Raw genomic sequence first — 25,080 nt, 5'->3', positions numbered from 1 at the left:
TGAAATCCTTATGGTTTTATCGGCTCCAACAAGGAACGATTACCAAATCATAATTGCTTCATCACCATTAAAAACAAATTAAAAAAATGAAAGTTGCAGTAGTAGGTGCCACAGGATTAGTGGGCACTGTAATGTTAAAAGTATTGGAGGAAAGAAACTTCCCGTTAACCGAATTAATTCCAGTTGCCTCAGAAAAGAGCGTTGGCAAGTTAATTACGTTTAAGGGTAAGCAGTATCCAATCGTTAGCATGGATACTGCAATTGGCATGCGCCCGGATATCGCCTTGTTTTCGGCTGGCGGAAGCACTTCGCTAGAGCACGCGCCGCGTTTTAAGGAAGCCGGCACTACGGTAATCGACAACTCGTCGGCCTGGCGCATGGATCCGGCCATCAGACTGGTAGTTCCGGAAGTAAATGCCAACGTACTTTCTATCGACGATAAAATCATTGCCAACCCGAACTGTTCTACCATTCAAATGGTAGTAGCCCTAAAGCCCTTGCACGACAAGTACAAAATCAAAAGAGTGGTGGTATCAACCTATCAATCGGTTACAGGTACGGGCGTAAAGGCGGTTGACCAGATGATGAACGAGAGAAAAGGCATCCACGATGGCCCAATGGCCTATGCCTACCCAATCGACTTGAACGTTATTCCGCAAATCGACGTATTTACCGAAAACGGCTATACCAAAGAGGAAATGAAGATGATTAACGAAACCCGTAAAATTATGGGCGACGATAGCATCCGCTTAACCGCTACAACCGTGCGTATTCCGGTAATGGGTGGCCACTCTGAATCGGTAAACATCGAATTCGAAAACGAATTTGACCTAGCCGACGTGGTAGCTTTGCTAGAAAAAACCGAAGGTATTGTAGTAGTTGACGATATTGCCAACCTCAAATACCCAATGCCTAAAGATGCCCATGAAAAAGATGAGGTATTTGTAGGCCGCATCCGCAGGGATGAATCAATGCCAAACACTTTAAACATGTGGATTGTTGCCGACAACCTGCGCAAAGGAGCCGCTACCAATGCGGTACAAATTGCCGAGTATCTGGTCAAAAAAGAATTGATCTAATTTTTTTAGTTTCAAATAGAAAAGTGATGCTTACGCATCACTTTTTTTGTAGGGCACCAAATCCTAATCTAAAAATTATATATAATCAGGTGATTATAATCTAAATTTTATATATAATTTTTAGATTACAATCGAAATTTTATATATTTATGTGATGGTTAGCAGACTTTTAGAGCCTATTATAGAATCCAAGTTTTTCAAAGGAAAGGCCATTATCCTGACTGGAGCAAGACAGGTAGGCAAAACCACCTTGTTGAAACGTTTGGCCAAGAACACAGGCTTGCCATTTACGTTTTTAAACTGCGATGAAGCAAGCGTCCGCAACAACTTGCAGGACATCAGTACCGAGCGTCTTAAATCTATTATCGGAAAAAACAAAATCATACTGATTGATGAAGCGCAAAGGGTGCGAAATATTGGACTGACGCTAAAGCTTATTGTCGACAATTTCAGCGATATACAGCTCCTGGTTACTGGTTCATCGACATTAGATCTGGCCTCGGGAATACAAGAACCCCTAACGGGGCGTAAGTTCGAATACCATTTGTTTCCTTTTTCCGTTGAAGAACTAGCTAACCATACCAATCTCATCACCGAAGAACAGGCTTTAGAAAAAAGATTGATTTACGGTAGCTATCCAGATGCCATCAATTACCCCGGAGAAGAAAAAGAACTACTCTTTAATTTGACCAATAGCTATCTTTTTAAAGACATTCTTTCATTGGCCGATATCAGGAAACCCCTGCAGCTTGAAAAATTGATACAGGCCTTGGCATTGCAAATTGGCAACGAAATTTCCTATCACGAACTGGGGCAGCTTATTGAAGCCGACAAACAAACCGTGGAGAGGTATATCGATTTGCTCGAAAAATGTTTTGTGGTGTTTAGACTAAACGCCTACAGCGGCAACCTGAGAAATGAAATAAAAAAAAGCAAAAAAATCTATTTCTACGACTTGGGTATTCGAAATGCCATTATACAGAATTTTAGTCCGCTTGGTTTAAGACTAGACAGCGGCCAGCTTTTCGAAAACTATGTCATCGCCGAATACATCAAAGCCACCAACAACCATAGGAAATTTGCCAAATATTATTTCTGGAGGAGTTTTCAGCAACAGGAAATAGACCTGATCGAAGCAATAGACGGAGAAACAAATGCCATCGAAATCAAATGGAACGACAACAAAAAAGTTAAATTCCCAACAACTTTTACAGCGAACTATCAGGTTAACCAAACCATTGTTATCAACAGAAAAAACTATACTTACTTTTTAATTTAATGCCATGAAAACATACAAGGCCGCTTTATTATTCTTACTCTTCTCGTTAAACGGTTTCGCCCAAAATACTGTGGCCAAACTGGAGCAGGCTTACAGCAATTTGATGAATGACGACCAAGCCAAATATGCCATCGCTTCGCTTTGTGTGCTGGATGCCCAAACGGGCAAGGTAATTTTTGCCAAGAACGAAAACATAGGATTGGCCACAGCCTCTACGCTGAAAACCATTACTTCGGCAACGGCCTTTAGCGTTTTGGGCAAAGACTTCAGGTACCAGACTACCCTGGCCTACACGGGCAAAATTACTGCCGACGGCACTTTGCAGGGCGATTTGGTGATTATAGGCAGCGGCGATCCTACCTTGGGCTCTTGGCGTTATGCACAAAGTAAGGAAAACGTAGTTTTAAACCAATGGGTTGGGGCCATACGAAATGCGGGCATCAAAAAAATAGAAGGCTCGGTAATTGGCGACGATAGCCTGTTCGGTACCCAATCGATGCCCGAAGGCTGGATTTGGCAAGACATGGGCAACTATTATGGGGCGGGTACTTCGGCGCTGGCTTGGCGCGAAAACCAGTTCGATGTGCATTTAAAGCCTGGCACAGCCCCTGGAAATGATGTAAAGGTACTCGAAACCGTACCCGCAATGCCTTACCTCAACATTGTAAACGAATTAAAAACAGGCGTAAATGGCTCTGGCGACAATGCTTATGCCTTTTTGCCTCCCTACAGTTACACGGCTTATTTAAGAGGCACCTGGGGCATGGGCATTAGCAAGGCCGGTATTTCCTTAGCCCTGCCCGACCCAGCTTTTGAGGCCGCCTATCGCTTGCAGGACACTTTGTTAAGGCTCAACATCCAAAGCACCAAAGAAGCCACTACAGCACGTAGGTTAGCTCTGGAAAACAAAAGCGTAGCCCCTATTGCCCAAAAACTTGCTACATTAAGCTCGCCCGACCTGAGCGAAATCGTATACTGGTTCAACAAAAAGAGCATCAATCTTTATGGTGAGCAACTGCTCAAAACCATGGCCTGGAAGCTGGGAAAAACGCCAAGCACCAAAAACGGCGCAGCTTCGGTTATTAATTTCTGGGCCGCCAAGGGCATCGACAAAAATGCCCTGAATATTTTAGATGGCAGCGGACTTTCGCCGGGCACCCGGGTTACCACCGCCGCCATGGCCAGCATCTTGTTTCAGGCACAAAAAGAGGATTGGTTTCCAGCCTATTACAATTCGTTGCCCGAATACAACGGCATGAAGATCAAAAGCGGCACCATTAACGATGTATCGGCCTATGCGGGCTATTACACCGATAAAAACGGTAACAAGTATATTGCAGTCATCAACATTAACAATTACAACGGTTCGGGCATTAGCAAAAAGCTGTTCAAGGTACTCGATGCGCTAAAATAGCACTTGCAAACAACAGGCTCGCACTAACATTCCATTGAATCTAGCGGCCAACGAACTAATGGCCCCTTTATTTGTTACCTTGAAAACCCATTACCCAAACAACGTCTCCATATGCAGTTCGAACTCCGACCATTTCAACTGAGCGACTTGCGCAGCTTGGTTAAACATGCCAACAATTACAACATTGCCAAAAACCTGAGCAACAAATTTCCTTTTCCTTATACCCAAGATGATGGCATTGCCTTTATCAATCTGGCTTTATCGGCCACTCCCCAAGAGATATTCGCCATTGTGGTAAACGGAGAAGCTGCAGGCTCTATCGGCGTACACCCGCAACAGGATTTCTATTGCAAAAATGCTGAAATGGGCTACTGGATTGCCGAAGCATATTGGGGCCAGGGCATTGTACCAGAGGCGGTAAAACTGATGCTAAACTATGGTTTCAGGACCTTTGAGGTGACCCGTATCTTTGCACGGACCTTTGATACCAACATCAAATCGCAACGCGTACTGGAAAAAGCAGGCTTTAAGCTAGAAGCAGAGCTGGCAGGTACGTTTTATAAAAACGGAACGGTTTACGACGAGCTGATTTATGCCGTGCGGAAGCCTGCGGTTTTGTAAATCAATTGTTATTTTTAGGTTTACTAACTTGCAAAGATGCACAAAAACTTATCGCTCATTTTCAAGGCTGGCCTTTTGGTGGGCACATTGGATATTTTGGCCGCCTTCATTAACTTCTACCTTAAAACCGGAAAAAATGTAATCCTTGTACTCCAATACATTGCCAGCGCGGCATTTGGCCAGGAAGCCATGAACGGTGGCATTTTTACCACATTGGCCGGTCTTTTGTTTCATTACCTCATTGCCTTGGCATTTACGGTGTTATTTGCGCTACTTTACCCCAAATTATGGCAATGGTTTAAAAACATCTGGCTGATTGCCATTTTGTATGGTATTTTGATTTGGTTGCTGATGAACCTGATTATCGTGCCCAGCACAAGGGCACCACAAATTCCCTTCTCCTGGTCGGCAGGATTGGTCAATTGTTTGATCTTAGTACTTTGCATCGGCTTGCCCTTGGCCTATCTTTTTCGCAAAAACGATCCTGCTAATTCACCTAAAAATTAATAAATTGCGGTTTCATTCTATCCAATTTAATCAGTTCAATGAAACGAAGCTTATCTTTTATTCTGTTCCTGCTCTTTAACCTTCATGTTTTTGCACAATCTGCCGAAGGTAGCGGTCCAACGCTAGCCAGTACCGACATGGAGACATCTGGCGAAACCGAAAGCATGGCCAATAGCGAAATTGCCATTATTCCAGAACCGGTAAGCATTATTAAACAAGCCGGGCATTTTGTTTTGCCCGCAAATATTGTCATCCAGGCCCATAAATCGCCAGAGCTGAAACAAACTATCGCCTTTTTACAGGAGCGTTTGTCAACGCCAACCGGCTATTATGTAAGCACCATCAGCGCCCCATCGGCTACCGCCACCATTAAACTGATCATCAACGAAACCAACGATGCCGCCATAGGCATGGAGGGCTACCGCTTAAACGTAGGGCCAAAACAGGTAACCATTAGGGCCAATAAGCCTGCAGGCCTATTTTATGGCGTGCAAACTTTACTGCAGCTGTTGCCCAAGGAAATTGAGAGCAAAGAAGAAGTAAAAGGCATAAAATGGACGATGCCTTGTGCCGAAATTACCGATTACCCGCGCTTGGGCTGGAGGGGATTGATGTTTGATGTTGCCCGCCATTTCTTTACCAAGCAAGAGGTAAAACAATACATTGATGCCATGGTGCGCTACAAATACAACATTTTGCACCTGCACCTTACCGACGATGAAGGCTGGAGAATCGAAATCAAAGGTTTACCAAAATTGACCGAAGTAGGTGCCTGGAACGTAAAACGCGTAGGCAGCTTTGGCGATTTTATTCCGCCAACACCTGATGAACCCCGTAACTATGGTGGTTTTTATACTCAAGACGATATTAGAGAACTGGTAGCTTATGCCAAAGATCGCTTTGTGAATATCTTGCCCGAGATTGATGTGCCTGGACATAGCTTGGCCGCCATTGCTTCTTACCCAGACCTTTCGTGCACGCCAGACGCCGTTAACTACAAAGTACGCAGCGGCGAGAAAATCATGGATTGGAGCCGCGGTGCCCCGCCTATTGCTTTGGTTGACAATACCCTTTGTCCGGCCAACGAAAAGGTTTATGTTTTCTTAGATACCGTAATTTCGCAGATTGCGCAGCTTTTTCCTTTCGAATATATCCATATGGGTGGCGATGAAGCTTCTCATAATTTTTGGGAAAAGAACGACCAGGTTAAAGAGCTGATGAAACGGGAAGGCCTGAAAACCATTCCTGAAGTACAGGGCTATTTTGAACGCAGGGTAGAGAAAATCGTACAATCGAAAGGCAAAAAATTCATGGCCTGGGATGAAGTTTTAGAAGGTGGTGTATCGCAAAGCGCAGCGGTAATGAGCTGGCGAAGCATGAAATACGGAACCGAAGCAGCCAAAGCAGGCCATGAAGTGGTGATGAGCCCTACACAATATGCCTATATCGATTACATGCAGGCCGATGCCATTACCGAGCCTCGTGTGTATGCTTCGTTGCGTTTGAGCAAATCGTATGAGTTTGATCCGGTACCCGATGGCGTAAATCCGGCCTTTATCAAAGGCGGACAAGCCAATTTGTGGACCGAGCAGGTGTACAACATCCGTCAGGCCGAATACATGACCTGGCCACGGGGATTTGCCATTGCCGAGTCGGTATGGTCGCCAAAAGAGAAAAAGAACTGGGCCAATTTCTTTGCCCGCACCGAACAACACTTTAAACGTTTGGATGTGGCCGAAACCAAATACGCACCAAGCGTTTACGACCCGATATTTGCCGTAAGGAGAACTGCCGACCGCAATTTGCTGATTACTTTGAGTACAGAGGTGGATGGCCTGGACATGTATTACAGTTTCGACAACTCGTTTCCAGACCGTTTCTATCCAAAATATAATGGACCTTTGGTGCCACCAATTGATGCCAAGGTATTGAAAGTAATTACCTACAGAGGCAAAACGCCGGTTGGCCGGATGATGAACATGCCGATAGAAGAGCTCGAAAAAAGAGCAGGCAAACGATAATAAAAAGCCACAGACCCAATCAGTCTGTGGCTTTTTCATGCAACTGCTAATCCTTTATTTTTCAACAATTTAAATCAAGCACCGTTTGGTTTTGTTTAACTCAATATTTTTCGTAACTTGACGTAAGCTTTAAAAGGAGGTTTATTATGAACGTTATCCAAAAAGTTGAGCACTGGGGCGATTCGCATCGCGCCAAATGGCTAGATGTAGTCCGCATTGTATTAGGCCTCATCATCTTTAGCAAAGGCATAGCGCTAATCAGCGACACAGGCCATCAGCAGGAACTTTTATTTAAGAACAGCGTATTCGGATTTTCCGAAATGATGTCGAGCATTGCCATACACCTCGTTGCCTTTGCGCACTTGGTGGGCGGAATTTTGATTACCATTGGGTTGGTTACGCGTTTTGCCGTCGTTATCCAGATTCCAATCCTGGTTTGCGCGGTATTGTTCGTCAACATTTCAAACGGCTTTTCAGCTCTCAATTCGGAACTTTGGCTATCGCTTATCGTACTTTGCCTATTGGTGCTGTTTTGGGTAGTTGGCTCCGGCCCTTTTTCGGTCGACCACCAGATCAAGTACAAACGGGTTTAGTCCTTAATTCCTCATCCACAAAAATCTATGCCTGGCATGGATGGTTATTGCTTTGTCCATGGTTGTTTATCTGCTATATTTTACGTTTTCCATAGCGCAGGTTAACGATAAACTTGCTAACTTTCCGTTTTAAGAAACAATCATGAAGAAATTCCTACTCTTTGCCTTGCTGTTCAAAATTTCGACCAGCATCGCACAAACCCAAACCGACGATTACTTCAAACTGACCCGTGCCGGCTTTAACGAAAAAAACGCCTATGCCACCACCGCATTTGTAGAGCAATATTTTCGCGTACCTGGCAATACGGGTTTCAATGCCAGTATCCATTATGTAGAAGGCATCTTGAAAAAAGCAGGCTTTACAGAGCAGAAAGCCGACGAATTTGAAGCACCCCTGACCTATCGCATAGAAAAACGCCCCATGAAACGCAATACTTGGGAGCCGGTTGATGCCAGCGTAACCCTAATTGGCGAGACCCAGCCCCTCATTGCTTTTAAAACCAACCGCAACATGATACCGATCAACTGCCCTTCGACCCCTGCTACAGGTGTTACGGCCGAAGTTGTTTTTGTGGGCAAGGGCACCGCGCAGGATTTGGAGGGCAAAGACTTGAAAGGCAAGATCGTATTTGCCGATGCCTCAGCCGGCCGATTGCTAAGTGTTGCTTCAAAAGCTGGTGCCATTGGCGTAATGGGTTATTCGATGCCTAAATATACGCAGCCCGAAAAACACCAAACCTCTATTCAATTTGGCAGCATGCCTGCCAACTCCAGCGTTTGGTCGTTGTTGCTGTCGTATGGCGTAAAAGAAAAACTGAAAGCCGCCTGTCTTAAGGGAAAAGTAGAGCTGAAAGTAAATATCCAAACCAAGATTTACCAAGCCGAAGAACTGACCTTGGTAGCCAATGTAAAGGGCAGCGTAAATCCTAACGAACGCTTTGTGTACAGCGCGCATGTGCAAGAACCGGGTGCAAACGACAATGCCAGCGGCGTAGGCACCTTGGCCGAAATGGCTCGTCTAACGGCTTCTTTGGTTAAATCGGGCAAATTTAAGCCGCAACGCACGCTTACCTTTTTATGGGGCGATGAAATTGTATCGACCGGCCGGTACATTACCGACGATGCGGCACGTGCCAAGGGCATTATGTGGGGCATGAGCTTAGACATGGTGGGCGAAGACACCCAAAAAACCGGCGGCTCTTTCCTGATCGAAAAAATGCCTGACCCATCGGCCATCTGGACCCGCGGCAATGATAAACATACCGAATGGGGTGCTGGCGATGTGAAAGAAAAAGACCTCTTCCCACATTATTACAACGATTTTATCTTCGACATTTGCAAAGCGCAGGGCAAATTTGCCAACTGGACGGTTAATTACAATCCTTTTGAAGGGGGCAGCGACCATACACCGTTCCTGCAAAACAAAATTCCAGGCTTGTTGATGTGGCACTTTACCGATGTATTTTACCATACCGATAACGACAGAATCGACAAAGTTTCGGCCACTACCATGAAAAATGTAGGCGTGAGCGCCCTTACAGCTGGCTTTACTTTAGTTACAGCCAATGAAAATACAGCTATGAAAACTGTAGCCCAGGTAAAATCGGATGCCTTGGTGCGTCTTAAAACCGAGTTTGAGTTGAGCAAAAAAGCCATTGCCGAAGGCAAAGCCACTGCTGATGAGCAGCACATTCTGCAAGTTTGGGGCAAATGGTACACCGATGCCCTTGCCACCATTGGCAACATGGCCGTTAAGCCACAAACCACCAAAGTAGGTTCGGCTATTAAAGTAGCCACGCTGGAATTAGAAAAACAAACACAGGCCTATATCGGCGAGCTTAAATAAGTTGCTTAGCATAAGGAAAGGGAGTTGAACAAGCTCCCTTTTTCTTTACATGGCACTGAAACTGCCTTGCGCCGATTTTGTTATATTCGTGAAAAACCGATAGTCTATGAATTTTCACACGCGCAAATGGGTAAAGCCCGAAGACCTCAATCCGAATGGTTCGCTGTTTGGTGGAAGCCTGCTAAGATGGATTGATGAAGAAGCCGCCATTTATGCCATCGTCCAACTGGAGAACCCCAAAGTGGTTACCAAATACATGTCTGAAATCAATTTTGTAAGTTCGGCCAAACAGGGTGATATCATTGAATTGGGCATTACGGCTACTGCTTTTGGCACCACCTCTATTACCATGTGCTGTGAAGTTCGGAACAAAATTACCCGAAAGAGCATCCTGACCATCGACAAGATCGTTTTCGTTAACATTAACGATTACGGCGATCCAACGCCACATGGCAAAACAAAAATCAAATATATAGACGAACAGTTCGAAGACCTGGGCAGCTAATTGGCCGACCCTTGAGCATGGGAACTGCCAAACAATTAGCAGTCTCTCAACGAAGTATTAAAGATCCTGCAAACGGATGGCTTCCTCCAGTTTTTCTGCATCCAAATCGAAAGCATTGACGATTACTTTGGCTTGGTTATAAAAAGCATTTCTTTCGTCCAGTTTCTTGATAATAAACTCGAGCAGCTGCTCATCATCCATGCCTTTAAGCAAGGGTCTTTTCTCGCGGTTATGCAAGCGCGAAACCAACTGTGGTGGGGTCATTTGCAGGTAAACCGTAATGCCATGCGCATTCATCCAATCCATATTGTCGAAAAAACAAGGCAAGCCACCACCGGTAGCCACGATACAGGTTTCGGGATAAGCGTAGGTTTTTAGTGCTTGGCTTTCGAGTTCGCGAAAAGCGGCTTCGCCATGCGACGCAAAATAATCAGCAATGCTTTGTCCCTCACGCGCTACCATAACGGCATCTAAATCGATTACCGGGCAATCGAGCCGATGTGCCAATTGCTTGGCTTTGGTACTTTTGCCGCAGCCCATAAAGCCCACCAAAAAAACTATCATAATTGGTTTGTTCTTTTTAATATTACAAAATCGGTTACTGGTGGTATTTTTCCAGCTTTTTTGAGCATCGTTGCAATTTGCGCCCGATGGTAGGTAGAATGGTTCACCACATGAAACAGGATATCCTGCAGGCTGTTTTCAAATTTTCCATGGGAATTTGTATAGTGGATCAGTTCATCGAATTGCCGTGTAGACAAAATCTTAGCAAACAGTTTGGCATTTTCGGCGCTTAGCGCTTCAAAAACGGCTTTGGGTTGTTCTTCCCACACCCCTTTTTCGGGTTGCTCTCCCAAAATCCGTTTGGCCCAAATATGTTGCGCCGTGAGCACATGGCTAAACAGCTTATCGGCTTCGGGCAAATCTGCCTCACGCAACGCGGCCATAACGATGGCATCAGCTTTAGTGGTATAGTTTAAAAGTTCTGCAAGCATATCAGGCAAGTTTAACCCTTGGGTCTATCCAGGCATACAACAAATCGACCAAAATATTAACCACCACAAATACAAAGGCGATAAACAGGATGGAGCCCATCACGACCGGAAAATCAGACATTTCTAAAGCGGTAACCGTGGTGCGACCCAAGCCGTTATAGCCAAAAATATATTCTACAAAGAAAGATCCGGCCAACAAAGAGGCAAACCAGCCCGAAACTGCGGTAATTACCGGATTTAAGGCATTTTTTAAGGCGTGCTTATAAATGATGGCATAGCGGCCCAAACCTTTGGCCTTGGCCGTTCTGATGTAGTCTTGCGCCAGCACGTCGAGCATGGCGCTGCGGGTAAGCTGTACAATAATGGCCAATGGGCGCAAGCCGAGGGTAATCATGGGCAACCAGAGGTTTCGCCAAGTAATCACCTGGCCTTTAAAAGGATCATAGCTGTACAGGCTGCCACTCATGTTCAAACCCGTATAATCGGCCAGTACAAAACCAAACAGCCAGGCAATGATGATACCGGCAAAGAAAGAGGGCGCCGAAATGCCCAAAATGGCAAAAGAATTAGCCAATTTATCAATCCATGTACCTTGATGTACCGCCGAAACCACCCCTAGCAACACCCCAATTAATGTGGCGAATATCATGGCGGTTAAAGCCAACACAAAAGTATTGGGTACGGTTTCCGAAAGAATGGTAGTTACGTCTCTCTTGGTTTGATAGGACCGGCGCAGGTAAGGCACTTTGAGCACGACAACATCAGTACCGGTTGTAAAAAGTTTTTGGTAATGGTACTTCTCCTGATTTTCGCGCGTATTGGAATGGATGCTAACCGGCATTAAATCGTTCAAATACAGGAGAAACTGAACGGGCTTGGAGCGATCCAAACCAAACTCTTTGCGCACGGCTTCCAGCGACTGCACATCCGAACGCTGCCCCATGGTCATACGAGCGGGATCTCCCGGCAGGATATTGAACAGCACAAACACCACCGAAATAACGCCGGCCATCACGGCCAAACCATATAAAAATTTTCTGATGGCGTAACGTCCCATGGCTATTTACTGAGGTATTGGGCCGACAATTTTTCGAATGAAGGCACAGTATGGTAATGCCATTTGTTGACAATGGTGCCATTTTTCAAGAGCATGACCCCTGGGTTTGCTCTTACCATGCTTTTCAGGGGCACGGCATCGGCATAAAATACTTCCATAAAAAGCTTCATCCGCTTGCTAAAGGCTTGTGCCTCCTGCGCCGAATTGGACGTGAGCAAAACCGTACGCACATTGAATTGTTCGGTGGCATTGAGTGCCAGGGCATTGATTTCGGCAATGGCCTTTTCGTCGGTATGCTTCAAATCATAAGCTACGACCACCAAATTGTAATAGGGATTTTCGATCAGTTCCTTGGTATAGTCGGTTCCCGAAGCATCGGTAATCACCAAATCCTTTATTTTGACGTCGTAGCCTTTTTTAATCAGTTTCTTCTCGGGCGTGCCCACCACTTCCCAATTGTCGTCTTTCCACACCTCCTGCTTCATGTAGTCTTTATCGCTCATGGTTTTGGCTTCGCCGGTTGCCTTGTTTTTAAGCTGGTACATGATCAGGAACTCGTCTTGTGGTGCACCTGGAGGAATCTTCATCGACTCTGGAATATTAGAGCCCACTTTATAAGGCAAAAAGTCGATGATAGGCAGGTAATTATAAGTGAACATGCCGAATGTAACCGAAGCCACCAAAACCGCCGTAGACAAGCCACTTTGCCAACCCGAATGCTGGGTGAGCGGTTGTATTTTTTCACGCTTGACGAAAAGATAAACGATTAAAACCAATAAGATAAGGTCTTTGCCGAATGACTGCCAAGGCGTAAGCGGAATGGCATCGCCAAAGCAACCACAAGAAGTAACCACCTTAAAGGCTGCCGACACAAAGGTAAGAAAGGTAAAAAAGATAATCAGTCCCAATAAGCCCTTGGTGACCTGGTTTCGCCAAAAGCCAAAGAGCAGCAAAGCGCCAAGGTAAACTTCAAGCACACATAAGATGATGGCGATACCTGTTGCCCAGTTGCTCAGAAAAGTAATATGGAAAACCTCAAAATATTCCTGAAGCTTATAGCCAAAACCCAGTGGGTCGTTCAGTTTGATCAGACCTGAGAAAATGAACAAAACCCCTACAAACCATCTCGAAAAGTTTAAAGCTATTTTTTGCATAATCAGTAATTTTAACCGTTTTCGCTGGCCTGGGGGCACAACGAATTCATTCATTTATTTAACGCCTAATTTGATCAGGGCAAATACGGCATAGTTCAGCATGTCTTGGTAGTTGGCATTGATGCCTTCCGAAGCTACGGTTTGTCCCAAATTATCTTCAATTTGTTTCACCCTAAAAATTTTCATTAAGATCAGATCTGTTAAAGAACTGATGCGCATATCCCTCCAGGCCTCGCCGTAATCGTGGTTTTTGGCAAACATGAGTTCTTTGGTACCATTAACGCGTTCGTCGAAAAGTTTTTCCACCGCTTCTACCCCCAGTTCGAGGGGATCTTGCTCGGTAAGATCGAGCTGCATCATGGCAATTACGCAATAGTTTACAATGCCGATATACTCCGAAGTCACATCCTCGCCCACCTTCGAAACCTTCTTTTCTTCAAGCGTACGGATGCGTTGCGCCTTGATAAAAATCTGGTCGGTTATAGAGGCCGGCCTCAAAATACGCCAGGCCGTACCATAATCTTTTGTCTTCTTTAAAAAAAGCGATTTGCATACCGCTATTACCTCTTCGTACTCTTTTGCTGTGTTATGGGCCAAAACAATAAAATATTTAGTTTAAAGCTGGGTTAATGCCTATTTTTGCATTAAATGATGGCTAAAGATACGTTTTTAAACCGAAAAGCAACACTAAATAGCAAAGGCAAACCGATTGAACTGAATGGTCAGGCGGTGATGGCAATCCTCAATTTAACGCCCGACTCTTTTTATGGCAAAAGCCGTGCGGCAGGCCTGGAGGAAGCCTTGCACAAAACCGAAACCTTTTTAAACGAAGGTGCAAAATTTATCGATATCGGCGCCTATTCGTCGAGGCCCGGTGCGGCCGACATCAGTCCCGACGAAGAGCTGCAGCGCCTTATTCCGGTAGTTGAAGCTTTAGCCAAAACATTTCCGGAGGCTTTGCTTTCTATCGATACTTTTAGGGCAAGGGTAGCCAAAGAAGCCATTTTGGCTGGCGCACATCTGATTAACGACATTTCGGGTGGCAGCTTAGACGAAACGATGTTTGCTACGGTTGCCGAACTGCAGGTACCCTACATCATGATGCACATGAAAGGCACGCCTCAAAACATGCAGCAAAACCCAAGCTATGAAAATGTTGTGCTGGAAGTTTTTCAATATTTCGATAAAAAGATAGCCGAGTTAAAACAGCTGGGCGCCAAGGATATTATCATAGATCCAGGCTTTGGATTTGCCAAAACCACTGCACACAATTACGAACTGTTGCAGCAACTGCAGGTGCTCAACAGTTTTGGGTTGCCTGTTTTGGCTGGCTTCTCCAGAAAATCGATGATTACCAAAGTACTGCACAACAAAGCCGCCGATGCCCTGAACGGCACCACTGTACTCAACACCATTGCTTTGCTCAAAGGCGCTGCCATTTTAAGGGTGCACGATGTAAAAGAGGCACTCGAATGCATTAAACTGGTGAACCTGGCTACCACCTAACCCACACATTTACCGGTTAGCTATTGAGCGGCCATGAACAATTGACCATATTTTCTTATATTGCTAACGATGAAGAGCTTCGACTTTGATTTCCTAAAATTTAGCTGGGCCAGCGCCATAGATATCATCCTGGTAGCCATCCTGATCTATTACGTTTACAGCCTGATCAGGAATACGCTGGCCGTAAACCTCCTGCTGGGCATGTTCATCATCCTCATTTTTTACCAAGTGGTAAAGGGGCTCCACATGGACCTGCTCTCTAAAATTATAGACAAGTTCATCAGCGTGGGCATCATGGCTTTGATCATCATCTTCCAGCCAGAAATCAGACGGTTTTTGCTACACATTGGCAAAAGCACGTTTTTGCAGAAGAACAAGGCCTGGTGGGGCTATTTGTTTGGCAGCAAAGACAGGGAAAGAGACAACCTGCTACGCATCAAACCCATTATCGATGCCTGCAAAAGCATGAAAAAATCGAGAACCGGAGCCTTGATTGTCTTTGTAAAGTTTTACGATGACGAGCTTTTTACCAATAGTTGCGAAATCATCGACTCGAAAATCTCGAAGCGACTGCTCGAAAGCATCTTCCAAAAACACAGCCCTCTGCACGATGGTGCCGTGGTGATTGCAGAAAACAAGATCAAAAGCGCCAGTTGCATCCTGCCTCTCACCGACAACGATAAATTGCCACCGCAGTTTGGCCTTCGCCACAGGGCCGGCATTGGTATTTCGGAAACCGCCGATGCCGTTGCGGTAATCGTTTCTGAGGAAACCGGCGAGATTGCCTATGCCAAGCAGGGCCGCGTACGCATGAATGTTTCTTTTGGAGAACTGGAAAAACTACTGAACAAGGATTTTTAAGGTTGCGGGCTAGCAGTTGCCAGTTATGAGACCTATCTCCCGTTTCCGCTCAAGGCCAAACAAAAAAGGAGCAAAGATTCATCATCCTTACTCCTTATTCTATTATTTTTTAGCTGGTTAGCAGTATTGTTCAAAGGCACCAATCAGGTTTTCGGCAATCATTTGTGCCGGCCTGCCTTCAATTTGGTGACGTTCGATCATGTGTACCAGCTTGCCGTCTTTAAACAAAGCCATCGATGGCGATGATGGAGGGAAAGGCATCATATACGATCTAGCTCTATCCACTGCATCTTTTTCCATACCAGCAAAAACAGTGACCAATTTTTGGGGATGTTTGGCATTGGCTGCTGCAAGTTTGGCTGCCGGACGGGCATTGGCTGCCGCGCAACCGCATACCGAGTTTACCACTACAAATACGGTTCCTTCGCTTTTGATCGCTTCGTCAACCGCTTCTACAGTTTTTAATTCTTCAAAACCTACGTTAGTCAATTCTGCACGCATAGGTTCTACTAAATATTCAGGATACATCTTTTTCTCTTTTTATTGAAATAATTTACAAAGATAGCAAACATTGTGCGCTAATGATTACCTCGCCATAAAATAACAATTCATTGACGTTGACTCATAAAAAAAGCCGGACTTTAAAGCCCGGCTCGTTTATGGAATAGTTTGTTTTTATTGCAGGCTTCTAATGGCTTCTTGCAGCGCTTCTGGATTTTTCACGACGCCAAAACCAAACATGGCAAATAGGGCAACATACATCAGCAAATCTAAAATACTCAAAATCAAACCAATAATGGCACAAACCCTGCCGGCATTCAGGTTTTTATAGGAGCTTTCTGTATAGGCACCTACGTTCATGGCGTACAATTGCCTGTCTTTTTTACTCAATACCAAGGCAATAACAGCCAAAATAACACCAGGTATGCCGTAGCAGCAGCAGGTTACAATAGACAAGATACCTAGCACCAATACGGCCGTGGCATTGGGCAATGATTGTTGCATGCCTCCAAAATTGCCTCCAAAGTTACCACCAAAACCTCCATTGTTTGGCGGAAAAGGCGTTTGTGGTGGCGGGGGTGGAGGTGGCGTAGGCTGTTGTGGCACCGGATTTTCTTGTGGCGCTAGTTGTTCTTCAGACATGACTTTAAATTAATTGATGGTTTAATATTTTATAAATGTAATTGGCTACGACAATTAATGCGATACCAATATAAAGGATTTTTATTAAAAAAGCCCCGTTCTTAAAATCAAATTTCAGGTGGATGATGGTAAAAGCTACCAAAAAAAGAATCGGCAAAGTAGGTGGGTAAAATTTAAACGAAGCGACGATATCGCCCTTCATCAAAGCCAAAACCGATCGTTGCAGGCCACAGCCCGGACAATCGATGCCAAAGGTCTGCCTAAACGGACAAGCCAGCAAATGCCTTTCCAGCCAATGAATAAATCCTCCGGTTTCTGTTAACAGCAACAATAGACCCAATCCGACAACGTTTTTCATGCAGGCTAAAAATAGTAATTTCACATGATATGCCGATGGGCAGGCACTGCAGCAAGGGGTATACGCAAGCCACCATCGCATGGCATTTCTCTGCAGTATGTAATATTTTTTGGCATCTTGCTATCCAAAGATACGATTTAAATCGCGTGAAGGGGCGAACTTCCAATCCAACGCCTTAAAGCTGGCAATTGCAATTTGAATTGGTTAAACTATTGCGTAATTTTGCCCTGCTTATTTAAGCTGGACAAAAGTTCGAAAAACTAACATCCACCCGCAATAAGCAATTAATTATTAATCACTTAATAAAAACAACATGTCATCAGTAGAGACAACTTACGTTCCTTACAAAGTTAAGGACATTTCACTGGCAGAATGGGGCCGTAAAGAAATTACATTGGCAGAGGCAGAAATGCCGGGCTTAATGTCATTGCGCAAAGAATTCGGACCATCTAAACCCCTCAAAGGCGCCCGCATTGCCGGCTGCCTGCACATGACCATCCAAACTGCGGTTTTGATCGAAACCCTGGTTGAACTAGGCGCAGAAGTAACCTGGTCGTCGTGCAACATTTTCTCCACCCAAGACCACGCCGCCGCCGCCATTGCTGCTGCAGGCATTCAGGTTTACGCCTGGAAAGGCCTCAACGAACAAGAGTTCGACTGGTGTATTGAGCAAACTTTACACTTTGGCGAAGACCGTCAGCCGTTAAACATGATTTTGGATGATGGTGGCGATTTGACCAATATGGTTTTCGATAAATACCCTGAACTGATTGCCAACATCAAGGGCTTATCAGAAGAAACCACTACCGGCGTACACCGCTTGTACGAAAGAATGAAAAACGGAACTTTGCACTTGCCTGCCATCAACGTTAACGATTCGGTAACCAAGTCTAAGTTCGACAATAAATACGGCTGTCGCGAGTCGTTGGTTGATGCGATCCGTCGCGCTACCGACGTAATGATGGCCGGCAAAGTAGCCGTAGTTTGCGGTTATGGCGACGTAGGTAAAGGTTCGGCCGAATCTTTGAGCTCGCAAGGCGTACGTGTCATCGTAACCGAAATCGACCCAATTTGTGCCCTCCAAGCCGCTATGGAAGGTTACGAAGTTAAAAAACTAGCTACAGCCATTAAAGAAGCCGATATTGTAGTAACCACCACCGGTAACTGCGACATCGTTCGTGCCGAACACTTCAAAGCTTTAAAAGACAAGGCTATCGTTTGTAACATCGGCCACTTCGACAACGAAATCGATATGGCTTGGTTAAATTCAAACTATGGCCATACCAAGGTTGAGATCAAACCTCAGGTAGACAAATACACTATCGATGGCAAAGATGTAATCATTTTGGCCGAAGGCCGTTTGGTAAACCTGGGCTGTGCCACTGGCCACCCGAGCTTTGTAATGAGCAACTCGTTTACCAACCAAACTTTGGCGCAACTGGAGCTTTGGACCAATCCAGGCAAATACGAAAACAAAGTTTATGTATTGCCTAAGCATTTGGACGAAAAAGTTGCCCGTTTGCACTTGGAAAAAATCGGTGTAGAATTAGATGTTTTAGACCAGCACCAAGCAGATTATATCGGCGTTCCGGTTGAAGGTCCTTTCAAACCAGATACTTACAGGTACTAGTCCCTAATTTCGGACTACAAAATAGAGGGATGTGCAAATTTGCATGTCCCTTTTTTAGTTAATGCCAGCTGCCACCATGGCGAACATCTTGAAGCGATTTTTGAAAAGCCCATTCGGTAACGCTTCGCTACCTGTAGCCCCGCTGTCCGCTTGACGAGGTGCCCGCTCCCATCGGGTTTAGCCAACAAGAGGCAGTATTTCATTTGCAGATAAATACTTAGCTTTGAAACATCAATTTTTCCCACATGAAAAAGTTCATCATCGCAATTTTGGCTGCTATGGCAGGCTTAAGTGCCCATGCCCAAACCAAACCTAAAAAAGCTCTACCCGTTCAAACCCTTACCAAGCAAACCGTAGAAATTGCCTGTGGCGAGTGCCAGTTCAAAATGAAAGGCAAAGACTGCGAGCTGGCAATCAGGATTGACGGCAAGCCTTATTTTGTAGACGGCAAAGGCATTGACGACTTTGGCGATGCCCATGGTACCCACGGTTTTTGCAATGCCATTAGCAAAGCCGAAGTAAGCGGCAAAATCGTAAATAACCGCTTCAAGGCTGAAGAAATTAAATTATTGCCTAAAAACTAACCTTTATTGCGGCCTACTTGCTTTTAATGTTAAAGCTTGGGGCTTCATAATCTTGGGCACGGTAGCTTGGCGGGATAGATGTTTCGTTACCGTCTCTCATGGCCATGTAGTGAGGCGACATGATTTCGACACCGTTTTCAAAAAACACATTTTGTATTTCTATTAGTGCAAAACAATAATATGAAAAATGCTAATACAATTTTTATTAAAAGAGCCACCTTCAATAAAACTGAATAGGTAGCTCTTTTCCATTTATAACAATTCTCAATTAAGCACAATTTACTTTCGGATCTTTATCACACTGAACCCAACCACCAGTTCCAAAAGGAGAGACATTTTCATATTTACATGCGCCTCCAGAGCCACTGCATGAAATTTCAGCACCCTTTAGACATTTTACACTGACAGTACAGGTTCCTCCTCCTCCTTCTCCAGGATCTACCACCCCTCCTAGCACACTTTTTAATTCATTTCTAGTTAGTGGTTCACCTTTTAAAGATAGGACTTTTCTTAGATTTGGTTTCTTCATTGGTTTAAGTTTAGTTTAGAAATAGTTAAATCACTCTGATTTGATTAAAAGTAAATAAAATGCTTACCAAATACAAGAACTTATCCATTTTCTTAATATTTTATAAAGAGGTTTCATGAAAGTAGAAATCTCTACTATTCATTATTTAGACTTATATTTAATATTAAAATCTGGGATTTTATAATCCTTGGCCCGGTATGCTGACGGGATAGATGTTTCGTTACCGTCTCTCATGGCCTGGTAGTGAGGCGACATGATTTCGACACCGTTTTCAAAAAACACATTTTGTATTTCCTGATGTAGATTTGAGTACACCTGGGCCATGCTATTCGGCTCATTGGTATAGGCATTTACCTGATAAGAAACGTACCAATCGTCTAGGCTGGTTTGCAGCACAAAAGGTTGTCTGTATTTCAAGATACCTTCGCAACGTAATGCAGCCTCTATCAATAGCTGATGGATCTGTGTCCATGGTGTTTCATAGCCAATGGTTACAGTAGTATGTACAATCAATCCATCATCATGGGCCATGAGGCTGTAATTAATTGTATTTCCATTTAAAATTGCCGAGTTTGGTATGGTAATAATCTCATTCTTTATAGTCTTTATACGTGTAACTAAAAATGCCTTTTCAATTACATCGCCAGTAGTATCGCCTATTTTAACACGGTCGCCAATTCTAAATGGGCGCATGTAAGTAATTACCAATCCTGCTACAATATTGCCGATAGCTGTTGATGAACCAAGAGAAATCAGTAAACCTAAGAAAACAGATACACCTTTAAAAATTGCCAAATCAGAGCCCGGCAGGTATGGCCAAATAACCACCAGCATAAAAGCGTAAAGGATAAACCTGATGATGTTATAAGTGGGCTTAGCCCAATCGGCATAAAAACCGCTGATTTTAAGTTTGCCCGCTTCTATCTCGCTGGCCAGAAATTTGATAAGCCTATTGATATACTTAAAAACCACCACCACAATAACAATGGTAATCAGGTTGGGGATAAACTGCACCACCGAGCTGAACATGTTGCGCAACGGACTAAGCACAAAATCGATCAGCGTATCGCTCCAGCTTTTTGTCCAGGGGAATAGCCTGAAAATGAACGGCAGGGTAATGTAGACCAAAAAAGCAATGAAAACATACTTGAAAATGTGAAAAGCCTTACGAAAAAGCACGATTTCTCCGGCCTTGGTAAGCAATTCATAATTCCTGACCCTGACCCCTTTTAAGTGCTTAGACAGCCTTAAGGTGGCCGCATTCAATATGCGGTTAGAATATTTGTTGAGAAAAAAAATGGCTATCGCCAACACCAGTAAAATGAGCAGGCCCTGCCCTGTTCTGAGCAAAAGTTCGGTTATATCGGTCTGCGCTTTATAATTTTTAATCGAATCCACCATTCTGAAACGGTAAATTTTGGCCAGTGCCTGCCGGTTGATCTTGGCACTATCGGCGTCGATATTTGCCACGCTAAAAATAATTTCCTTGCCGTAGATAATATCCGAGGTAGCCTCCTCCTCCCTAACTTTTATCGAGTCGGCAATAAGCAGCATATTGCCTTCCAACCTCGCCAATATAGCGCTGGTCCGCGTAGCCCTTTCAGCGGCCGAAAGCGAGCCCAAACGGTTTTGAACATGAAACAGCGTATCGCTATTGAGCACAATCGGAATACCTTTTCTTGCCTTTGCGGTATCGGCAGGGGCATTGGCTATTACAACCGATGGCAAAAGCAACAACAGGAAAAGTAGCTTGAAGAGTTTCATTGCTGGAGGTATTTTATACCAAAATACAAATAACTATTCGAATTCTCGCCCTAAGCCCTCACGGAGATCAAAAAGCAGCCATTGTTTGTTTTTGACATCAACCTGCCTGTTTTGAAGCAACCGAATAAAATCCTTGACGCCGATTTCTTCGTTACCGTTTCCATGGATCAGCACAATGCTTCCTGCTTGCGCCAGCTGGCCTTTGGCCAGCCAGGCATCGCTGCCTACCGGAATTAAGCCATAATCTACAATTTTAGCTACCAATTGCGGACTCGAAACCAAGCCCGGAAAGCGAAAAAATACCGAAGGTGTCAACCCGTTTTTCAACAGCAGTTTTTCGTTTTCCAGTACTTCCACATCCATATTGGTACCTGGAGCCAGCAAAAAGTTTTGGGCCAATGGCAAACTGTTCACTTCATGGTTGTATGAATGGTTGATCCAGGTAATGGTCAATTCATTTTGGGCAACCAGGCTTTTTAGCCAATCGAGATCTACCTGATGTTTCAATATCCATTTGCCCGACACCGAAATGGCCAAAGGCACAGGTTTTTGTATTTTCTTAAATTCATCCAGCAGGCGCTGAAAAATAACACGGTCGAGGTTCCTATGCGATGGACACAAATCAATGGTGAGCGCAATGCCTTTTTCTTGCGGAATGGCGTGATCTATCCCCGAATTCTGCAGGCTTTTGCTATTAAAAAGGGCAGCATCCAGTGCTTTTACATACGGCGAGTTTTTAAAAATAGCTCTTACATTGCCGATATCAAGTTTATCGAGCGCAAAACCATCGGCGGGCTTTACAAAAGTCAGCAGGCTTTGCGGATCGGCCAACAGCAGGTATTTCTGGCTGCCATTAACAAAGCTTCGCAGGGCTATCCATTTGCCATTATTGGCCGTAGCTACGGCATAACTGACCTTATACCGTTTAATCGAGTCAAAGTTCTGGGCAAAAGCAGCCGAGGCAATCCATGAAAACAACAAGAGCAGTTTCAGTTTCATGTTACAAATATAATCAGGAAGTTCATTCCATGTTGTTGAAAACTGGAAGAGGCAACGAATCATCAACGAGCGGTCTACGAACGATGGGGCCAAGACGAAACACTAATGACCAAGGCTTTACAAAAAAACGCCAGGCTATTGCTATCTTTGCCGCATGACAAAACTTTCGGTTAACATTAACAAAATTGCCACTTTGCGCAACAGCAGGGGTGGCAATAACCCCGACTTGGTTAAAGTGGCGCTAGATTGCGAACGTTTTGGTGCTCAAGGCATTACCGTTCACCCGCGTCCAGACGAGCGCCATATTCGTTACCAGGATGTGTTCGACCTGAAAGCCGTCATCGCAACAGAATTCAATATTGAGGGCAATTGCAGGGAGCAAAAATTTGTAGACCTGGTATTGGCCAACAAGCCTGCACAAGTTACCTTGGTACCCGATGCCGAAGGACAACTTACCTCCAACCACGGCTGGGATACCCTAAAACATGCCGATTACCTGAAAGAAATGGTAGCCGTGTTTAAAAATGCCGGCATCCGCGTTTCCATTTTTGTAGACCCGGTGGTAGCGCTGGTAGAAGGCGCTTTGGCAACCGGTACCGACCGCATTGAGCTGTATACCGAAGCTTATGCCAGCCATTTCCATCAAAATAAAGCACAAGCCATTGCACCTTATGTGCAGGCTGCGCTGAAAGCTAACGAACTGGGCTTGGGCATCAATGCGGGCCATGACCTCGATCTGCATAACCTGAAATACTTTGCCCAAAATATTCCCAACCTGCTGGAAGTCTCCATCGGTCATGCCTTAATTAGCGATGCCCTGTATTACGGATTGGAAAACACCGTCCAGCTTTATTTAAATCAACTCTCCTAATTTTTCAAAACCTATGTTAAAAGGCATATTCCTTGTACTTTTTGGTGCATGCAGCTTTGGTATTCTCTCTACTTTTGTAAAACTGGCCTATGCCGAAGGCTATACTTTAGGCGATGTTACCGGCACACAGGCGCTGTTTGGGGCCCTCATGCTCTGGACACTGCACCTCATTCAAAGCAATCTCAGCAAAAAACCAAAACCGAAATTAACCACCCATTGGCTTAAACTGGTTGGCGCCGGTTTTTTTACCGGTTTGGTTAGCCTTACCTATTACCAATGCGTAAAATTTGTTCCGGCTTCCCTGGCCATCATCCTGCTGATGCAGTTTGTATGGATCAGCGTACTGTTAGAGCTGTTCATCTATAAAAAGAAGCCTAACAAAGCCCAAATATTCGCCATTATTTTTATCCTGGCAGGCACGGTATTGGCCAGTGGCTTTACCGATACCAAACTGGCCGACATTAACCTGGTTGGCGTGGCTTTTGGCTTGCTGGCCGCCTTGTGCTATGCCATTTTCCTCATGCTGAACGGCAAGCTGGGCAACGAATATCCGCCCCTTCAAAAAAGCGCATTAATGATTACGGGCGCTTGCCTGCTTATTTTTGTCGTGTTGCCGCCTCACTTCCTGTTTAACGGGGCTTTAGGTGGAAGCCTGCTCAAATGGGGAATGATATTGGCCATTTTTGGCACCGTAATTCCGCCACTCTGTTTCGCATCGGGCATTCCACGTGCAGGCTTTACGCTCAGCTCTATTTTAAGCTCGGCCGAATTGCCTGTGGCAGTGAGCATGTCGGCCTTGGTACTGCACGAGCCGGTAGGTCCTATGCGCTGGCTGGGCGTATTCGTTATTTTGGGCGCCATGCTGTTGCCAAATTTGGAAAATATAAAAAAGGGGAATATCTTTAAAAGAAAAACCACATGAAAAACCGTTTTCTGATCATACTTAGCCTGTTCGTTATAGCCGTTGGCTGTAAAAACGTAGCCACCATCAACGAAAAAGAAGCTGGAGAAAAGATTACCGATTACCTCAAAGCCAATCCGGAATACAAAACTGCCCGCTTCAGCTTTGGCGAAATGAAGTTCAACAGCGAAAAGGACATGAAGGAACTGGAAAAATACCGTCAATTGGCCGATGAGGGCTATGTTTCGCTCAGCTTGCAAAGTGCTAAAAAGAAATTCCTTTCCAAAGACAGCAGCTATGTTTTTCAGATCAGGCTAACCGACAAAGCGAGCGAGCTGGTGCTTAAACAAGACGACGACAGGGCTACCGTGAAGGTGGTACAATACGAGTTGGCCAGCGAAAAACCAGTCGATTTTAACCGGATAAACGACAACAATGCCAAGGTTACGGTATCGCTCAAAAAGATAAACACCCCTTTTGCACCATTCCAAAAAAACGCAAGCGAGAACAGCAATTTCATCACCAAAACCTATCGCCTCAAATTCGACAAGGAAGAAGGCTGGAAGGTGCTCAAATAATCGCGCCTTTCTTGCAAAAGTTGGCTGGGAAATATTTTCCCTACTCGACCGAATTACGGATTTGCAATCCATTTTGAGCACTCATTGGCATTTTCCACCGACAAGCAAATCAAAAAAGCTGGAATTGACTTCGCGAGCGATATGATGCGAACATTTGGTCTAGCTATTCTAGAATAGTAAACCAAATGTAAGCTGCTCAGTTAAACTTACAGATGGATTGAAATGTCTTACACCTCAATCAATTGCTCAATGTATCTCCGGTAAGTTTTCGCTAAAGTATAAATT

At 44.6% G+C, this 25,080-nt stretch carries 28 protein-coding genes; 16 read left to right on the top strand and 12 right to left on the bottom strand.

From position 1 onward, the window contains the following. Positions 1-86 precede the first annotated feature (86 nt). The 9 genes from JHD69_RS02035 to JHD69_RS01995 all read left to right on the top strand — a co-directional run bounded on the left by JHD69_RS02035 (position 87) and on the right by JHD69_RS01995 (position 9,865). Positions 87-1,079 (top strand): aspartate-semialdehyde dehydrogenase, encoded by a 993-nt coding sequence (locus tag JHD69_RS02035; protein WP_199136838.1) that lies wholly within the window; start codon positions 87-89, stop codon positions 1,077-1,079. A gap of 154 nt (positions 1,080-1,233) precedes the next feature. Then, the gene (locus JHD69_RS02030; protein WP_199136829.1) at positions 1,234-2,358 is read left to right on the top strand and encodes an ATP-binding protein; all 1,125 of its coding nucleotides are present in this window, start codon (positions 1,234-1,236) and stop codon (positions 2,356-2,358) included. A gap of 4 nt (positions 2,359-2,362) precedes the next feature. Then, entirely contained in the window at positions 2,363-3,772 is a 1,410-nt protein-coding gene (dacB, locus tag JHD69_RS02025) for a D-alanyl-D-alanine carboxypeptidase/D-alanyl-D-alanine endopeptidase (protein WP_199136827.1), read from the top strand. 111 nt (positions 3,773-3,883) lie between these two features. Further along, positions 3,884-4,393 (top strand): GNAT family N-acetyltransferase, encoded by a 510-nt coding sequence (locus tag JHD69_RS02020; protein WP_199136825.1) that lies wholly within the window; start codon positions 3,884-3,886, stop codon positions 4,391-4,393. 36 nt (positions 4,394-4,429) lie between these two features. Continuing rightward, on the top strand, positions 4,430-4,900 hold the full coding sequence (locus JHD69_RS02015) for a hypothetical protein (RefSeq protein WP_199136823.1): 471 nt from the start codon (positions 4,430-4,432) through the stop codon (positions 4,898-4,900). 38 nt (positions 4,901-4,938) lie between these two features. Further along, positions 4,939-6,921: a beta-N-acetylhexosaminidase gene (locus JHD69_RS02010; RefSeq protein ID WP_233165627.1), complete on the top strand. Its 1,983-nt coding sequence runs from the start codon at positions 4,939-4,941 to the stop codon at positions 6,919-6,921. A 146-nt stretch (positions 6,922-7,067) separates the two neighbouring features. After that, positions 7,068-7,514 (top strand): DoxX family protein, encoded by a 447-nt coding sequence (locus JHD69_RS02005; RefSeq protein ID WP_199136821.1) that lies wholly within the window; start codon positions 7,068-7,070, stop codon positions 7,512-7,514. A 142-nt stretch (positions 7,515-7,656) separates the two neighbouring features. Then, positions 7,657-9,360, top strand: coding sequence for a M28 family peptidase (locus tag JHD69_RS02000; protein ID WP_199136819.1), 1,704 nt, complete (start codon positions 7,657-7,659; stop codon positions 9,358-9,360). 106 nt (positions 9,361-9,466) lie between these two features. Further along, positions 9,467-9,865 carry an acyl-CoA thioesterase gene (locus JHD69_RS01995; RefSeq protein WP_199136817.1) on the top strand — a complete coding sequence of 133 codons (399 nt, stop codon included), beginning with the start codon at positions 9,467-9,469 and terminating at the stop codon, positions 9,863-9,865. Between the two features lie 57 nt (positions 9,866-9,922). On the opposite strand, the gene JHD69_RS01990 is transcribed toward JHD69_RS01995, so the two are convergent. Genes JHD69_RS01990 through JHD69_RS01970 form a run of 5 tightly spaced genes read right to left on the bottom strand, consistent with a single transcriptional unit; the run spans position 9,923 to position 13,668 of the window. Continuing rightward, positions 9,923-10,429, bottom strand: a complete 507-nt coding sequence (locus tag JHD69_RS01990) for a shikimate kinase (protein WP_199136815.1) — start codon at positions 10,427-10,429, stop codon at positions 9,923-9,925. Beyond that, on the bottom strand, positions 10,426-10,860 hold the full coding sequence (locus JHD69_RS01985; protein ID WP_199136813.1) for a DinB family protein: 435 nt from the start codon (positions 10,858-10,860) through the stop codon (positions 10,426-10,428). The genes JHD69_RS01990 and JHD69_RS01985 overlap by 4 nt, the downstream gene beginning before the upstream one ends. 1 nt (position 10,861) lies before the next feature. Further along, a complete protein-coding gene (locus JHD69_RS01980) occupies positions 10,862-11,917 on the bottom strand; it encodes an ABC transporter permease (RefSeq protein WP_199136811.1) in 1,056 nt (351 codons plus the stop codon). A gap of 2 nt (positions 11,918-11,919) precedes the next feature. Continuing rightward, complete coding sequence (locus JHD69_RS01975; RefSeq protein ID WP_199136809.1) at positions 11,920-13,071, bottom strand: BT_3928 family protein; 1,152 nt, start codon at positions 13,069-13,071, stop codon at positions 11,920-11,922. A gap of 54 nt (positions 13,072-13,125) precedes the next feature. Continuing rightward, positions 13,126-13,668: a DUF1599 domain-containing protein gene (locus tag JHD69_RS01970; protein WP_199136807.1), complete on the bottom strand. Its 543-nt coding sequence runs from the start codon at positions 13,666-13,668 to the stop codon at positions 13,126-13,128. Between the two features lie 54 nt (positions 13,669-13,722). Here JHD69_RS01970 and folP point away from each other — a divergent pair, with 54 nt between their 5' ends. Further along, positions 13,723-14,577 (top strand): dihydropteroate synthase, encoded by an 855-nt coding sequence (gene folP / locus JHD69_RS01965; protein WP_199136805.1) that lies wholly within the window; start codon positions 13,723-13,725, stop codon positions 14,575-14,577. A gap of 69 nt (positions 14,578-14,646) precedes the next feature. Then, the gene (cdaA, locus tag JHD69_RS01960) at positions 14,647-15,438 is read left to right on the top strand and encodes a diadenylate cyclase CdaA (protein ID WP_199136803.1); all 792 of its coding nucleotides are present in this window, start codon (positions 14,647-14,649) and stop codon (positions 15,436-15,438) included. A gap of 117 nt (positions 15,439-15,555) precedes the next feature. On the opposite strand, the gene JHD69_RS01955 is transcribed toward cdaA, so the two are convergent. The 3 genes from JHD69_RS01955 to JHD69_RS01945 all read right to left on the bottom strand — a co-directional run bounded on the left by JHD69_RS01955 (position 15,556) and on the right by JHD69_RS01945 (position 16,939). Next, the gene (locus JHD69_RS01955; protein WP_199136801.1) at positions 15,556-15,966 is read right to left on the bottom strand and encodes a BrxA/BrxB family bacilliredoxin; all 411 of its coding nucleotides are present in this window, start codon (positions 15,964-15,966) and stop codon (positions 15,556-15,558) included. 147 nt (positions 15,967-16,113) lie between these two features. Beyond that, positions 16,114-16,581 carry a CCC motif membrane protein gene (locus JHD69_RS01950; protein WP_199136799.1) on the bottom strand — a complete coding sequence of 156 codons (468 nt, stop codon included), beginning with the start codon at positions 16,579-16,581 and terminating at the stop codon, positions 16,114-16,116. Between the two features lie 4 nt (positions 16,582-16,585). Continuing rightward, positions 16,586-16,939 (bottom strand): DUF2752 domain-containing protein, encoded by a 354-nt coding sequence (locus tag JHD69_RS01945; protein WP_199136797.1) that lies wholly within the window; start codon positions 16,937-16,939, stop codon positions 16,586-16,588. Positions 16,940-17,252: 313 nt separating this feature from the next. Here JHD69_RS01945 and ahcY point away from each other — a divergent pair, with 313 nt between their 5' ends. Beyond that, positions 17,253-18,569: an adenosylhomocysteinase gene (gene ahcY, locus JHD69_RS01940; protein ID WP_199136795.1), complete on the top strand. Its 1,317-nt coding sequence runs from the start codon at positions 17,253-17,255 to the stop codon at positions 18,567-18,569. A 245-nt stretch (positions 18,570-18,814) separates the two neighbouring features. Continuing rightward, the gene (locus tag JHD69_RS01935) at positions 18,815-19,153 is read left to right on the top strand and encodes a DUF6370 family protein (RefSeq protein ID WP_199136794.1); all 339 of its coding nucleotides are present in this window, start codon (positions 18,815-18,817) and stop codon (positions 19,151-19,153) included. Between the two features lie 13 nt (positions 19,154-19,166). On the opposite strand, the gene JHD69_RS21280 is transcribed toward JHD69_RS01935, so the two are convergent. The 4 genes from JHD69_RS21280 to JHD69_RS01920 all read right to left on the bottom strand — a co-directional run bounded on the left by JHD69_RS21280 (position 19,167) and on the right by JHD69_RS01920 (position 22,445). Beyond that, on the bottom strand, positions 19,167-19,301 hold the full coding sequence (locus JHD69_RS21280) for a hypothetical protein (protein WP_255530371.1): 135 nt from the start codon (positions 19,299-19,301) through the stop codon (positions 19,167-19,169). A gap of 120 nt (positions 19,302-19,421) precedes the next feature. Beyond that, positions 19,422-19,682 carry a hypothetical protein gene (locus JHD69_RS01930; protein ID WP_199136792.1) on the bottom strand — a complete coding sequence of 87 codons (261 nt, stop codon included), beginning with the start codon at positions 19,680-19,682 and terminating at the stop codon, positions 19,422-19,424. A gap of 141 nt (positions 19,683-19,823) precedes the next feature. Next, positions 19,824-21,446 (bottom strand): mechanosensitive ion channel family protein, encoded by a 1,623-nt coding sequence (locus JHD69_RS01925; RefSeq protein ID WP_199136790.1) that lies wholly within the window; start codon positions 21,444-21,446, stop codon positions 19,824-19,826. A 33-nt stretch (positions 21,447-21,479) separates the two neighbouring features. After that, entirely contained in the window at positions 21,480-22,445 is a 966-nt protein-coding gene (locus tag JHD69_RS01920; protein WP_199136788.1) for a polysaccharide deacetylase family protein, read from the bottom strand. Between the two features lie 154 nt (positions 22,446-22,599). Between JHD69_RS01920 and JHD69_RS01915 the strand changes: the two genes are divergently transcribed. Genes JHD69_RS01915 through JHD69_RS01905 form a run of 3 tightly spaced genes read left to right on the top strand, consistent with a single transcriptional unit; the run spans position 22,600 to position 24,795 of the window. Further along, on the top strand, positions 22,600-23,316 hold the full coding sequence (locus JHD69_RS01915) for a pyridoxine 5'-phosphate synthase (RefSeq protein WP_199136786.1): 717 nt from the start codon (positions 22,600-22,602) through the stop codon (positions 23,314-23,316). A 13-nt stretch (positions 23,317-23,329) separates the two neighbouring features. Then, positions 23,330-24,238, top strand: coding sequence for an EamA family transporter (locus JHD69_RS01910; protein ID WP_199136784.1), 909 nt, complete (start codon positions 23,330-23,332; stop codon positions 24,236-24,238). After that, on the top strand, positions 24,235-24,795 hold the full coding sequence (locus tag JHD69_RS01905; protein WP_199136782.1) for a hypothetical protein: 561 nt from the start codon (positions 24,235-24,237) through the stop codon (positions 24,793-24,795). Before JHD69_RS01910 ends, JHD69_RS01905 begins: the two co-directional genes overlap by 4 nt. The last annotated feature ends 285 nt before the right edge of the window (positions 24,796-25,080 follow it).

Origin of the sequence: Pedobacter sp. ASV12, from assembly GCF_016429155.1 — a bacterium.
In the GTDB taxonomy this organism is placed as follows: domain Bacteria; phylum Bacteroidota; class Bacteroidia; order Sphingobacteriales; family Sphingobacteriaceae; genus Pedobacter.
The sequence above is the reverse complement of the archived record's forward strand: the minus strand, read 5'-3'. Positions and strand labels throughout refer to the sequence as shown.

Bases quoted from the DNA above. Each gene is read 5' to 3' on its own strand.
- JHD69_RS02035 (WP_199136838.1), top strand. From the start codon at position 87: ATGAAAGTTGCAGTAGTAGGTGCCACAGGATTAGTGGGCACTGTAATG.
- JHD69_RS02030 (WP_199136829.1), top strand. From the start codon at position 1,234: ATGGTTAGCAGACTTTTAGAGCCTATTATAGAATCCAAGTTTTTCAAA.
- dacB (WP_199136827.1), top strand. From the start codon at position 2,363: ATGAAAACATACAAGGCCGCTTTATTATTCTTACTCTTCTCGTTAAAC.
- JHD69_RS02020 (WP_199136825.1), top strand. From the start codon at position 3,884: ATGCAGTTCGAACTCCGACCATTTCAACTGAGCGACTTGCGCAGCTTG.
- JHD69_RS02015 (WP_199136823.1), top strand. From the start codon at position 4,430: ATGCACAAAAACTTATCGCTCATTTTCAAGGCTGGCCTTTTGGTGGGC.
- JHD69_RS02010 (WP_233165627.1), top strand. From the start codon at position 4,939: ATGAAACGAAGCTTATCTTTTATTCTGTTCCTGCTCTTTAACCTTCAT.
- JHD69_RS02005 (WP_199136821.1), top strand. From the start codon at position 7,068: ATGAACGTTATCCAAAAAGTTGAGCACTGGGGCGATTCGCATCGCGCC.
- JHD69_RS02000 (WP_199136819.1), top strand. From the start codon at position 7,657: ATGAAGAAATTCCTACTCTTTGCCTTGCTGTTCAAAATTTCGACCAGC.
- JHD69_RS01995 (WP_199136817.1), top strand. From the start codon at position 9,467: ATGAATTTTCACACGCGCAAATGGGTAAAGCCCGAAGACCTCAATCCG.
- JHD69_RS01990 (WP_199136815.1), bottom strand. From the start codon at position 10,429: ATGATAGTTTTTTTGGTGGGCTTTATGGGCTGCGGCAAAAGTACCAAA.
- JHD69_RS01985 (WP_199136813.1), bottom strand. From the start codon at position 10,860: ATGCTTGCAGAACTTTTAAACTATACCACTAAAGCTGATGCCATCGTT.
- JHD69_RS01980 (WP_199136811.1), bottom strand. From the start codon at position 11,917: ATGGGACGTTACGCCATCAGAAAATTTTTATATGGTTTGGCCGTGATG.
- JHD69_RS01975 (WP_199136809.1), bottom strand. From the start codon at position 13,071: ATGCAAAAAATAGCTTTAAACTTTTCGAGATGGTTTGTAGGGGTTTTG.
- folP (WP_199136805.1), top strand. From the start codon at position 13,723: ATGGCTAAAGATACGTTTTTAAACCGAAAAGCAACACTAAATAGCAAA.
- cdaA (WP_199136803.1), top strand. From the start codon at position 14,647: ATGAAGAGCTTCGACTTTGATTTCCTAAAATTTAGCTGGGCCAGCGCC.
- JHD69_RS01955 (WP_199136801.1), bottom strand. From the start codon at position 15,966: ATGTATCCTGAATATTTAGTAGAACCTATGCGTGCAGAATTGACTAAC.
- JHD69_RS01950 (WP_199136799.1), bottom strand. From the start codon at position 16,581: ATGTCTGAAGAACAACTAGCGCCACAAGAAAATCCGGTGCCACAACAG.
- JHD69_RS01945 (WP_199136797.1), bottom strand. From the start codon at position 16,939: ATGAAAAACGTTGTCGGATTGGGTCTATTGTTGCTGTTAACAGAAACC.
- ahcY (WP_199136795.1), top strand. From the start codon at position 17,253: ATGTCATCAGTAGAGACAACTTACGTTCCTTACAAAGTTAAGGACATT.
- JHD69_RS01935 (WP_199136794.1), top strand. From the start codon at position 18,815: ATGAAAAAGTTCATCATCGCAATTTTGGCTGCTATGGCAGGCTTAAGT.
- JHD69_RS01930 (WP_199136792.1), bottom strand. From the start codon at position 19,682: ATGAAGAAACCAAATCTAAGAAAAGTCCTATCTTTAAAAGGTGAACCA.
- JHD69_RS01925 (WP_199136790.1), bottom strand. From the start codon at position 21,446: ATGAAACTCTTCAAGCTACTTTTCCTGTTGTTGCTTTTGCCATCGGTT.
- JHD69_RS01920 (WP_199136788.1), bottom strand. From the start codon at position 22,445: ATGAAACTGAAACTGCTCTTGTTGTTTTCATGGATTGCCTCGGCTGCT.
- JHD69_RS01915 (WP_199136786.1), top strand. From the start codon at position 22,600: ATGACAAAACTTTCGGTTAACATTAACAAAATTGCCACTTTGCGCAAC.
- JHD69_RS01910 (WP_199136784.1), top strand. From the start codon at position 23,330: ATGTTAAAAGGCATATTCCTTGTACTTTTTGGTGCATGCAGCTTTGGT.
- JHD69_RS01905 (WP_199136782.1), top strand. From the start codon at position 24,235: ATGAAAAACCGTTTTCTGATCATACTTAGCCTGTTCGTTATAGCCGTT.